The sequence below is a fragment of the Kosakonia sp. MH5 genome (assembly GCF_009935945.1).
GTDB lineage: Bacteria > Pseudomonadota > Gammaproteobacteria > Enterobacterales > Enterobacteriaceae > Kosakonia > Kosakonia radicincitans.
Genome location: NZ_QODH01000024.1, coordinates 1 through 9,668 on the forward strand (window position 1 = coordinate 1; position 9,668 = coordinate 9,668).

11 protein-coding genes and 2 pseudogenes are annotated in these 9,668 nt (G+C 49.9%); 6 read left to right on the forward strand and 7 right to left on the reverse strand.

Going from position 1 to position 9,668, the window contains the following annotated elements:
- Positions 1 to 67: 67 nt before the first annotated feature.
- Positions 68 to 157: pseudogene (locus tag DK872_RS27420) on the reverse strand (type II toxin-antitoxin system RelE/ParE family toxin); the annotation flags it as partial.
- Positions 147 to 395 (reverse strand): type II toxin-antitoxin system Phd/YefM family antitoxin, encoded by a 249-nt coding sequence (locus DK872_RS26910; RefSeq protein ID WP_161519102.1) that lies wholly within the window; start codon positions 393 to 395, stop codon positions 147 to 149. The gene DK872_RS26910 and the pseudogene DK872_RS27420, both read right to left, overlap by 11 nt.
- A 575-nt stretch (positions 396 to 970) precedes the next feature.
- On the opposite strand from DK872_RS26910, the gene arsR reads away from it, so the two are divergent.
- The 6 genes from arsR to DK872_RS26940 all read left to right on the forward strand — a co-directional run bounded on the left by arsR (position 971) and on the right by DK872_RS26940 (position 5,849).
- Entirely contained in the window at positions 971 to 1,321 is a 351-nt protein-coding gene (gene arsR / locus DK872_RS26915; RefSeq protein WP_161519103.1) for an As(III)-sensing metalloregulatory transcriptional repressor ArsR, read from the forward strand.
- 47 nt (positions 1,322 to 1,368) lie between these two features.
- Complete coding sequence (gene arsD / locus DK872_RS26920; RefSeq protein ID WP_161519104.1) at positions 1,369 to 1,731, forward strand: arsenite efflux transporter metallochaperone ArsD; 363 nt, start codon at positions 1,369 to 1,371, stop codon at positions 1,729 to 1,731.
- 17 nt (positions 1,732 to 1,748) lie between these two features.
- Positions 1,749 to 3,500 carry an arsenite efflux transporter ATPase subunit ArsA gene (arsA, locus tag DK872_RS26925; protein WP_161519105.1) on the forward strand — a complete coding sequence of 584 codons (1,752 nt, stop codon included), beginning with the start codon at positions 1,749 to 1,751 and terminating at the stop codon, positions 3,498 to 3,500.
- 47 nt (positions 3,501 to 3,547) lie between these two features.
- Positions 3,548 to 4,837, forward strand: coding sequence for an arsenite efflux transporter membrane subunit ArsB (gene arsB / locus DK872_RS26930; RefSeq protein WP_161519106.1), 1,290 nt, complete (start codon positions 3,548 to 3,550; stop codon positions 4,835 to 4,837).
- Between the two features lie 12 nt (positions 4,838 to 4,849).
- Positions 4,850 to 5,278: a glutaredoxin-dependent arsenate reductase gene (gene arsC, locus DK872_RS26935; protein WP_161519107.1), complete on the forward strand. Its 429-nt coding sequence runs from the start codon at positions 4,850 to 4,852 to the stop codon at positions 5,276 to 5,278.
- A 73-nt stretch (positions 5,279 to 5,351) separates the two neighbouring features.
- The gene (locus DK872_RS26940) at positions 5,352 to 5,849 is read left to right on the forward strand and encodes an arsenate reductase ArsC (RefSeq protein ID WP_161519108.1); all 498 of its coding nucleotides are present in this window, start codon (positions 5,352 to 5,354) and stop codon (positions 5,847 to 5,849) included.
- 28 nt (positions 5,850 to 5,877) lie between these two features.
- Here DK872_RS26940 and DK872_RS26945 read toward each other — a convergent pair whose 3' ends face one another.
- From DK872_RS26945 to DK872_RS26965, 5 genes and pseudogenes are all read right to left on the reverse strand, one after another.
- Positions 5,878 to 7,095 carry an MFS transporter gene (locus DK872_RS26945; RefSeq protein ID WP_370520938.1) on the reverse strand — a complete coding sequence of 406 codons (1,218 nt, stop codon included), beginning with the start codon at positions 7,093 to 7,095 and terminating at the stop codon, positions 5,878 to 5,880.
- Between the two features lie 255 nt (positions 7,096 to 7,350).
- Positions 7,351 to 7,887, reverse strand: coding sequence for a GNAT family N-acetyltransferase (locus DK872_RS26950; RefSeq protein ID WP_161519109.1), 537 nt, complete (start codon positions 7,885 to 7,887; stop codon positions 7,351 to 7,353).
- Positions 7,888 to 8,127: 240 nt separating this feature from the next.
- Positions 8,128 to 8,317 (reverse strand): annotated as a pseudogene (locus tag DK872_RS27755) (RNA polymerase sigma factor); the annotation flags it as partial.
- Between the two features lie 8 nt (positions 8,318 to 8,325).
- Complete coding sequence (gene arsH, locus DK872_RS26960) at positions 8,326 to 9,039, reverse strand: arsenical resistance protein ArsH (protein WP_161519111.1); 714 nt, start codon at positions 9,037 to 9,039, stop codon at positions 8,326 to 8,328.
- The gene (locus DK872_RS26965) at positions 9,029 to 9,364 is read right to left on the reverse strand and encodes a helix-turn-helix transcriptional regulator (RefSeq protein ID WP_161519112.1); all 336 of its coding nucleotides are present in this window, start codon (positions 9,362 to 9,364) and stop codon (positions 9,029 to 9,031) included. The genes arsH and DK872_RS26965 overlap by 11 nt, the downstream gene beginning before the upstream one ends.
- Positions 9,365 to 9,668 lie beyond the last annotated feature (304 nt).

A 9,668-nucleotide genomic window follows, 5' to 3' on the forward strand; every position in this document is an offset into this window, starting at 1 on the left:
CAAGAGGCCGGATACATTAACGCAAACAGCTTTAATCATCGTGTGCTTGCAAAACGGGGGCGAACCATACATTTTTTTTGAACTGTTCCTGCACAGTATGGCCCAGTTTCTTCCACTCTTTCAGAGCGGATTCATTAAAGGCCAGCTTATAGGTCATCAATATTGACCTCGATTACCGCCTCACCGATTCGCTCGTCAGCAATACGACCCAGTTCCTGATCTTCCAGAATTTCCATCAGTTGAGCATACAGTGCCGGTGGCACACAGTAAAAAGCGGGTTCGTTGCGATTCAGGATGGCTACCGGCGCACCTTCTCCGGCATTGAAAGTACCCATTGGGTCACGTTTAAGCTCTGTAATGCTGGCTGCAGTGGTTGTCAAAACCTGAAATGCCATAATATATCCTCCTGTTCAGAGTCTCAATTATAGGTCACTTAAAAGTGCTTTTAAAGGTGCCTTTCATTAAGCGACGATTTTCTTTGCCATAAATCACCCGGAGGGAGCTTACTGAAACAGGCGGAAACATGGCTCTGGTGGGTCAAACGGAGTGAAAGCTGACGCTATTCAGTTGAGTGCATATGCAGTCATAGCGTAGATTCTTAAGTCGCGTTTCTGGCGTCCATTTTCGGGTGGTTTGTTACTGTTTTTACCGGGGATACGTCAGAAACGCGCTCAACAGATTTTAGCGGTGCGCGTAATTAGGGGGGTATGGTAAATCTTCTGAAATCATGTCCGCTGTGAGCGAACAGCGGAAATTCAGAAATTTCAGTTTCAATATCTTTTGGGATTATGCCCAAGAGAAAACACTTGAACATATGGATGTATACAAGGCCATTATCTTGGTACGGCTGTCGCTATTTTCCCTACGTTAGCCATTACGGCGCAGAACATTAACACATCCTTTTTCCCATATGTATTATTGATTTTATAATCCCAGAGCGTATCCTGTTACCAAATGAAAAGGAGAAGCTATGCAACTAGCCACCTTACAACTCTTCAAAAACCTCTCCGATGAAACTCGCCTGGGCATCGTGTTGCTGCTTAGAGAGATGGGAGAGCTGTGCGTGTGTGATCTCTGTACGGCGCTGGAACAGTCTCAGCCCAAGATCTCCCGCCATCTGGCAATGCTCCGGGAAAGTGGACTTTTGCTGGATCACAAACAGGGCAAGTGGGTTCACTACCGCTTATCTCCGCATATTCCTTCCTGGGCTGCTCAGGTGATTGAGCAGGCCTGGTTAAGCCAACAGGACGACGTACAGGCCATCGCCCGTAAGCTGGCATCGGCAAACTGCTCTGGTAGCGGTAAGGCTGTTTGTATCTAAAAAATTTGCCTGAACATATATGATTTTTCAAATGTGAGGTATTCAGAATGAAAACGTTAACGGTGTTTGACCCGGCAATGTGCTGCAGTACCGGCGTATGTGGTTCAGATGTCGATCAGGTTCTGGTTGATTTTTCTGCTGATGTGCAGTGGCTGAAAGGCCGTGGTGTACAGGTTGAACGTTACAACCTGGCGCAGCAGCCCATGAGCTTTGTTCAGAACGAGAAAGCGAAAGCATTCCTCGAATCATCTGGAACAGAAGGGCTTCCGCTACTGCTGTTGGACGGTGAAAAGGTCATGGCAGGGCGATACCCAAAACGCGCTGAGCTGGCTCGCTGGTTCGGTATTCCGCTGGAGAAGGTAGGGGTAGCTCCCACCAGCTGCTGTGGTGGTAATACTTCCTGTTGCTGAATATGTCAGGAGGACATATGAAATTCTTACAGAATATCCCGCCTTACCTGTTTTTTACCGGTAAGGGAGGCGTAGGAAAAACGTCCATTTCCTGCGCGACGGCTATCCGCCTTGCCGAACAGGGTAAGCGGGTTTTGCTGGTCAGTACCGATCCTGCTTCCAACGTCGGTCAGGTGTTCGATCAGGCTATCGGTAACACCATTCGCCCTGTGACAGCAGTTCCTGGACTTTCCGCTCTGGAGATTGACCCGCAGGAAGCCGCCCAGCAATACCGCTCCAGAATCGTTGATCCTATCAAAGGCCTTATGCCTGATGACATTGTTAACAGTATCAGCGAGCAGCTTTCAGGAGCTTGTACGACTGAGATTGCGGCGTTCGATGAGTTCACCGGCTTATTGACAGACGCTTCCCTGCTGACCCGCTTCGATCACATCATTTTTGATACAGCGCCTACGGGACACACTATTCGCCTTCTACAGCTTCCCGGTGCCTGGAGTAGCTTCATTGAGAGTAACCCGGATGGTGCTTCCTGTCTTGGCCCAATGGCCGGGCTGGAAAAGCAGCATGAGCAGTATGCTCATGCGGTAGAGGCGTTATCCGATCCTGAACGTACCCGCCTGGTTCTGGTTGCACGACTACAAAAATCTACGCTGCAGGAAGTCGCCCGCACCCATGAAGAACTGGCTGCAATTGGCCTGAAAAACCAGTACCTGGTTATTAATGGTGTGCTGCCTGCAGCCGAAGCTGAACATGACGCCCTGGCCGCTGCGATATGGCAACGGGAGCAGGAGGCACTGGCAAATCTTCCTGCTGGTTTATCTGAGCTATCGACAGATACCTTATTACTACAGCCAGTCAACATGGTTGGCGTGTCTGCATTGAAGGGACTGCTGGACACCCGTGCAGGAGCATTACCGCTGCCTGCAACGAACGTCCTGTACACGCCTGATAACTTATCGCTCTCTGGACTGGTCGATGATATCGCCCGCAGTGAACACGGCCTGATTATGCTGATGGGCAAAGGTGGCGTAGGGAAAACCACGATGGCTGCTGCCATCGCCGTAAAGCTGGCGGATATGGGATTTGATGTGCATCTCACCACCTCAGATCCCGCTGCACATCTCAGTTCCACGCTTAACGGTAGCCTTAATAACCTGCAGGTCAGCAGGATTAATCCACACGATGAAAGCGAACGTTATCGCCAGCATGTCCTTGAGACAAGGGGGAGAGATCTGGATGAAGCAGGGAAACGACTACTGGAAGAGGATTTACGCTCTCCCTGTACTGAAGAAATTGCCGTATTCCAGGCCTTTTCCCGAGTAATTCGTGAAGCGGGTAAGCGGTTTGTTGTCATGGATACTGCTCCCACTGGACACACGCTGTTGCTGCTGGATGCGACCGGGGCTTACCACCGTGAAATTGCCAAAAAAATGGGGAATAAAGGTCATTTTACTACCCCAATGATGCAGCTTCAGGACCCGGAGCGAACCAAAGTGCTACTGGTTACGCTTCCTGAAACCACACCGGTGCTGGAAGCGGCAAACCTGCAGACTGACCTTGAAAGAGCAGGGATTCATCCGTGGGGCTGGATTATCAATAACTGCCTTTCCATTGCGGATACGCGTTCTCCGTTGCTTTGCCAGCGAGCCCGGCAGGAACAGCCTCAGATTGAGGCTGTTAAGAATCAGCACGCTGACCGTATAGCGCTTGTCCCGGTGCTGGCGTCAGAGCCCGCCGGTATTGAAAAGCTCAGAGAGTTGATGAGTTAATTTTTTTGCATATACAGGGCGGCAAAGTCGCCCTGTCAGGAGGTTTTATGTTACTGGCAGGCGCTATTTTTGTCCTGACCATTGTTTTGGTTATCTGGCAACCGAAGGGATTAGGGATCGGCTGGAGTGCAATGCTGGGCGCGGGACTGGCTCTGATATCTGGCGTTGTACATGTGGGCGATATTCCGGTGGTTTGGAATATCTTCTGGAACGCGACAGCGACCTTTATTGCCGTGATTATTATCAGCCTGCTGCTCGATGAATCCGGTTTTTTCGAATGGGCAGCGCTGCATGTTTCCCGTTGGGGCAATGGTCGTGGCCGTTTGCTCTTTACCTGGATCGTCCTGCTCGGTGCAGCGGTAGCGGCACTGTTTGCCAACGATGGTGCGGCACTTATTCTGACGCCGATAGTCATCGCCATGCTGCTGGCATTAGGGTTCAGCAAAGGCACGACGCTGGCATTCGTCATGGCTGCCGGGTTTATTGCCGATACTGCCAGCCTGCCGCTTATCGTGTCGAATCTGGTGAATATCGTTTCGGCGGACTTCTTTGGTCTGGGATTCACCGAATATGCATCGGTGATGGTCCCGGTCGATATCGCAGCCATTGTTGCCACGCTGATTATGCTGCATCTGTTCTTCCGCAAGGATATCCCGCCGACTTACGATCTGGCTCTCCTTAAGACACCGGCAAAAGCAATTAAAGATCCGGCAACGTTCCGCACCGGCTGGATAGTGTTGATTCTTCTGCTGGTAGGTTTTTTCGTCCTCGAGCCGCTCGGGATCCCCGTAAGCGCGATTGCTGCAGTTGGGGCGGTAATTCTGTTTGCAGTGGCGAAACGAGGCCATGCCATTAACACCGGCAAAGTGCTGCGTGGCGCACCCTGGCAGATCGTCATCTTCTCACTGGGGATGTACCTGGTGGTCTACGGTCTGCGCAACGCCGGGCTAACCGAATACCTTTCAGGTGTGCTGAACGTGCTGGCGGATAAAGGACTCTGGGCCGCGACGCTGGGTACTGGCTTCCTGACGGCTTTCCTGTCTTCCATCATGAACAACATGCCAACTGTGCTGGTTGGAGCTCTCTCTATCGATGGCAGCACTGCAACCGGCGTTATTAAAGAGGCGATGATCTACGCCAACGTGATTGGCTGCGATCTGGGGCCAAAAATTACACCTATTGGTAGCCTGGCAACGCTGCTCTGGCTGCATGTACTTTCACAGAAGAACATGACCATCACCTGGGGATATTATTTCCGCACCGGGATCATCATGACTCTGCCTGTGCTGTTTGTAACGCTGGCCGCGCTGGCGCTACGTCTCTCTTTCACTTTGTAATGAGATACACATATGAGCAACATTACCATTTATCACAACCCGGCCTGCGGCACGTCACGTAACACGCTGGAGATGATCCGTAACAGCGGTATCGAACCGACCGTTATTCATTACCTTGAAAATCCACCGTCACGCGATGAGCTGGTGAAACTCATTGCAGATATGGGGATCACGGTACGGGCCCTATTGCGTAAAAATGTTGAGCCTTATGAAGAACTGGAGCTTGCGGAAGATAAATTTACTGACGATCAGTTAATCGACTATATGCTGCAGCATCCGATACTGATTAACCGTCCGATTGTGGTGACGCCGCTGGGAACCAAACTGTGCCGTCCGTCGGAAGAGGTTCTGGATATTTTGCCTGATGCCCAAAGAGGTGAATTTACCAAAGAAGACGGAGAGAAAGTGATCAACGCGCAGGGGCAGCGTGTAATCAAATAGCTCCATTTTACCAGGCAGCAATAAATAGAGCTGCCTGGTGAAGAGCTTATGCGATTTTCACTCAAAGGCTAAAATGATGGATAAAACATATCATGTTCTTTTCCTGTGCACCGGCAATTCAGCCAGAAGTATTTTTGCCGAGGCGTTGATGAATCAACTCGGTGGTGGAAAATTCAAGGCGTTTAGTGCTGGCAGTCACCCGGCCTCAGCACCACACCCTTTGACGCTCAAAGTATTGAGCAGTCAGGGGTTCGATATCTCCCGGCTGTCAAGTAAAAGTCTCCTGCAGTTTCAGCAAATCGACTCCCCTAAAATGGATTTCATTTTCACCCTGTGTGACAAAATAGCTGATGAAGGCTGTCCTGTATTTCCAGGCCAACCGCTGACTGCCCATTGGGGATTCAAAGATCCCGCACTCGCAAAGGGCGATTCGGAGGCAATGTACCAGGCATTTGTGGATGTCGAGAAGCAAATAGCCAGCCGTATAAGACTGTTTCTGAGTTTGCCGTTTGAGAAGCTTGATCGCCTTTCTTTACAACAGCAACTGGAACAACTGGATAAAGGAATGTAGTACGGTTGTGAGATTCGAATGCGCTAACCTACTCATTAATGTTAGATGTTATATCAGCGGGCACTTCCTGTAGTGTCCGTTTTTCTTTTCCAACTAAATAGATCCCTATAGCTATAATTGCAGCCACACACGCAAAGGTCAGTGAAATGACCAGCATACCGGTATCCCCAAATCGCTCGCGAAAACTGGCATAGAGTGAGGGAGCCAGTGCCGACAGAAAAAAACTCGGCATAAGCAATGTTCCCATGCGACTGGCGTACAGGCTTGGATCAAACAGTGTCAATGGCAATGTTGCTCTCACCAGAGTAGACAAACCGTTGATGGCGCCATATCCAAGAACAAACAAGCTGGTGCCTAAGACAGATGTCTGCCCAAGCAGGCTGATGATGAAACAACAAGGAAGTAATATCCCCACTACCAGATTCAGTCTCAGAGCAGATCCCCGACTACCCATCGCTATGTCACCGAGACGCGCACTGACCTGTCCCACTCCCCATAAGGAACCAACAAATACCGGTACACCAGCACTGGCCAGAATAAGGGGTAAATGGGTTGAAATTCCGGTGGACAGAAAACTGAGTAATGTCATTAATGCTGCATATAACCCGCATTTCAGATAGTCCCGGTCAAGGCGCTGGATGTTTTGATCCGTCGGTTGGCGGAGGGGCGCGCCAGGTTCTCTCCTGTTATCAGGCAAAGAAAAACAAAGCATGATGCTTATCAGAGCGAACAGGCTGTAACAGCCTACTCCCCATCGCCAGCCCAACAGACCCAGTAAACCATCTCCAATGGGCCAAAAGGCCACAGAAGCCAGACCTCCGAGCAGGGTCACTTGTGTAATGGATGTTCTGGCTGTCGGCCCGGCAAGGTTTACAAGGACGGCGAAGGCTGCATCATAAAGTGAAAGGCGCATACCTATCCCCATTACCAGCCAAGCCAGTAAATAAATGTGGAAGGAATGACTCGTTGCCAGGAGCAGGCATCCAAGGCCATTCAGGAGGGCACCCAGTTGCAGGACTTTGCGCCCACCCATCAACGTTAATAATCGCCCGGATATCGGTGAAATGAGCCCCATGATACCCATCGCCAGCGTCAACCCGGAGAAGATAAGGGGTTGCCCCCATGCCGTATCATCAGCGATGGCGCTACCAAAAGCCCCCAGCAGATAGTAAGTAATCCCCCAGTTGATTAACTGAGTCAGACCAACGCACCAGGTTATCTTGCTGCTAAGTGGAGATGTATTCACCGTTATTGCATTCCCTCAAAATCCGGTGTCCCGGTTTCAAACGTCACATTTTTGTTCGGGGAGACGGGATTTATTTCCCACCAGCTACCTGGGTGCTCGAATACAAACTTACCTTTCTACTGTTAAGCATTGTTTTCAGAAAGAGAAAAACTGATGATATTTCCGGTAGGTAGAACAAAACTCTCTCAATATCGGTGCCAAAAAAGTTAAAGACTGAAATAAATATAAAGGGGCAGATGCCCCCTTATTCCTGCCTCAGAGCATAAGATCTGAATCTTCTGGCAGAGTACTATTCCCTTCACCAAGTTTCAGTTGCAGCAAAACCGTGTCAAGCCAGCGGCCATGTTTGAAACCAATGTCCTTTAATGTACCTGTTTCAGTAAATCCTGCGCGGATATGCAGCGCAACAGAAGCGACGTTAGCGCTGTCACCTACAACAGCAATCATCTGACGATAGCCCTGGGACTCAGCCCATTTTATGGCTTGAGCGAGCAATGCTTTTCCGACGCCCTGTCGCTGATAATCCGGATCAATGTATATCGAATTTTCAACCGTAAACCGATAGGCATGGCGTTCGCGGTAACGGGAAATATAACAGTAGCCGATGACCGTATCGCCCTGCAGAGCGACATACCATGGGAATCCCCGAGACTGAATGCTCCTCAGTCGGTTAAACATTTCCTGCGTATCCGGAGGTTCGGTTTCGAAGCTACCTGTACCATGCAGAACATGGTGAGCATAGATATTGCGTATCGCGGTAATGTGCTGTTCTTCAGCTTTGATAATGTGCATCGAATTGCTCCAGTAATGGTGTTTTACAAACTACCGGAATTCGCGACAGCAGGTTAAGCACTTAAACTTATAATCTGTATAAGCAAAAGTTTGGCTACAGAAGATGGGGTCGCAGCCCCATCTATTAGCCTGCCATTTTTGCCAGCAGAGCCGCACCCACTGGTTCTTCGTTCTGCAGTGGTGTTAATGCAATACGCTTTGCAAACTGCTCTGTAACGTCATTTATCAGCGGCAGTTCGCGACTGGCTCGCGGATTCTCCATTTCGCAGAAACTGTCTGAATGAGCACGGGCACGCAGGAATAGCTCTTGCAGAAGGTCCGCTGCTTTTTCTCTATCGCCTGTCTTTGATGTCAGAAAGCGAGAGAGTTCAGCTTCATGTTGTCGCCAGAACACGCTCATGCAGTTGTTGAATGCTGTTACTTCACTCATGCGAGCCCTCAGATTTTGCTCTGATTAACCCGCCGAGAAAGCTCTTCTGCCGATTCTTTTCGTTCGCTGTAGCGATCAACGAGATAGGCTGAGCAGCCCCGGATCAACAGGGTAAACTTCATAAGCTCTTCCATCACATCCACGATGCGATCGTAATAAGACGAGGGTTTCATGCGTCCATCTTCATCAAACTCCTGCCAGGCTTTTGCCACAGAGGATTGATTTGGAATGGTGATCATCCGCATCCAGCGGCCAAGAATGCGCATCTGGTTAACGGCATTGAAAGACTGAGAGCCACCACAGACCTGCATTACGGCCAGCGTCTTCCCTTGAGAAGGTCTTACTGCCCCTTCTGATAGAGGTATCCAATCAATCTGGGCTTTCATGATGCCGGTCATCGCACCATGACGTTCAGGTGAACACCACACCATCCCTTCGGACCAACGAACCAGCTCACGCAGCTCCATGACTTTGGGATGCGCATCTGGCGCATCATCAGGAAGAGGCAAGCCAGAGGGATTGAAGATCCGCACCTCTGCGCCCATCGCAGTCAGCAGTCTTGCTGCTTCCTCAGTTGCCAGTCGGCTGTAGGAACGTTCGCGTACAGAGCCGTACAGCATGAGGATACGGGGAGAATGAAGTACTTCAGCTACGCCAAGCCGAGCCTCAGTGATGGAGGTATCAAACAGGTTTGCATCAAGATTCTTAAGTTCAGCGATCATTTTTTTCTCCGAAGTCGTCATTGGTACTGTGCTGTCCATCTGTCCCTGAGCAGCATTCTTCTGTCAGAAAGGCAATCAGTGTTTCAAGATTCTCATAGCAGGCATGGCAGCACAGCGTTCTCCCCTGACGTTCCTGACGAACCAGAGATACAGAAATCAGAGATGAAAGATGATGACTCAGTGTGGATGCAGGGATCACCAGTTGCTTCTGAAGTTCACCTACGGGTATGCCCTGAGGTCCTGCTTTGATCAGGATTTTGTAAATACCGAGCCTTGTCGCATGTCCGAGCTCTTTCAGCACCGTCGCTGCAACGTTCAGTTCCATACTTGCCCTCATAACTAATGATTCTATATTTCCAGAATAATGGAAATATTTTTCACTTTCAATCTTCGATCTGTCTGATCGGGAACGATGTCAAGAATGGCAAAATATTGTTGTGGCCTGTCAGGTATGTAGGACCAATGTGATGAGCTAAGCTCTTACTCTCTCTACGTCCGCTCCTGGCACGGAGCGGACAAACTCACTGAGCAGAAGGTCCGCTCTGAGCGAGGTATAGACTTTCATACCCTGAAAATTACGCTATTAGGTGATTCAGGGTATGCGCTTGCTGGTTACGAATATTGAGCGA

Coding starts and splice junctions, on each gene's coding strand:
- arsR (WP_161519103.1), top strand. CDS start 971: ATGCAACTAGCCACCTTACAACTCTTCAAAAACCTCTCCGATGAAACT.
- DK872_RS26965 (WP_161519112.1), bottom strand. CDS start 9,364: ATGGAACTGAACGTTGCAGCGACGGTGCTGAAAGAGCTCGGACATGCG.
- arsC (WP_161519107.1), top strand. CDS start 4,850: ATGAGCAACATTACCATTTATCACAACCCGGCCTGCGGCACGTCACGT.
- DK872_RS26910 (WP_161519102.1), bottom strand. CDS start 395: ATGGCATTTCAGGTTTTGACAACCACTGCAGCCAGCATTACAGAGCTT.
- arsA (WP_161519105.1), top strand. CDS start 1,749: ATGAAATTCTTACAGAATATCCCGCCTTACCTGTTTTTTACCGGTAAG.
- arsH (WP_161519111.1), bottom strand. CDS start 9,039: ATGATCGCTGAACTTAAGAATCTTGATGCAAACCTGTTTGATACCTCC.
- DK872_RS26940 (WP_161519108.1), top strand. CDS start 5,352: ATGATGGATAAAACATATCATGTTCTTTTCCTGTGCACCGGCAATTCA.
- arsD (WP_161519104.1), top strand. CDS start 1,369: ATGAAAACGTTAACGGTGTTTGACCCGGCAATGTGCTGCAGTACCGGC.
- arsB (WP_161519106.1), top strand. CDS start 3,548: ATGTTACTGGCAGGCGCTATTTTTGTCCTGACCATTGTTTTGGTTATC.
- DK872_RS26950 (WP_161519109.1), bottom strand. CDS start 7,887: ATGCACATTATCAAAGCTGAAGAACAGCACATTACCGCGATACGCAAT.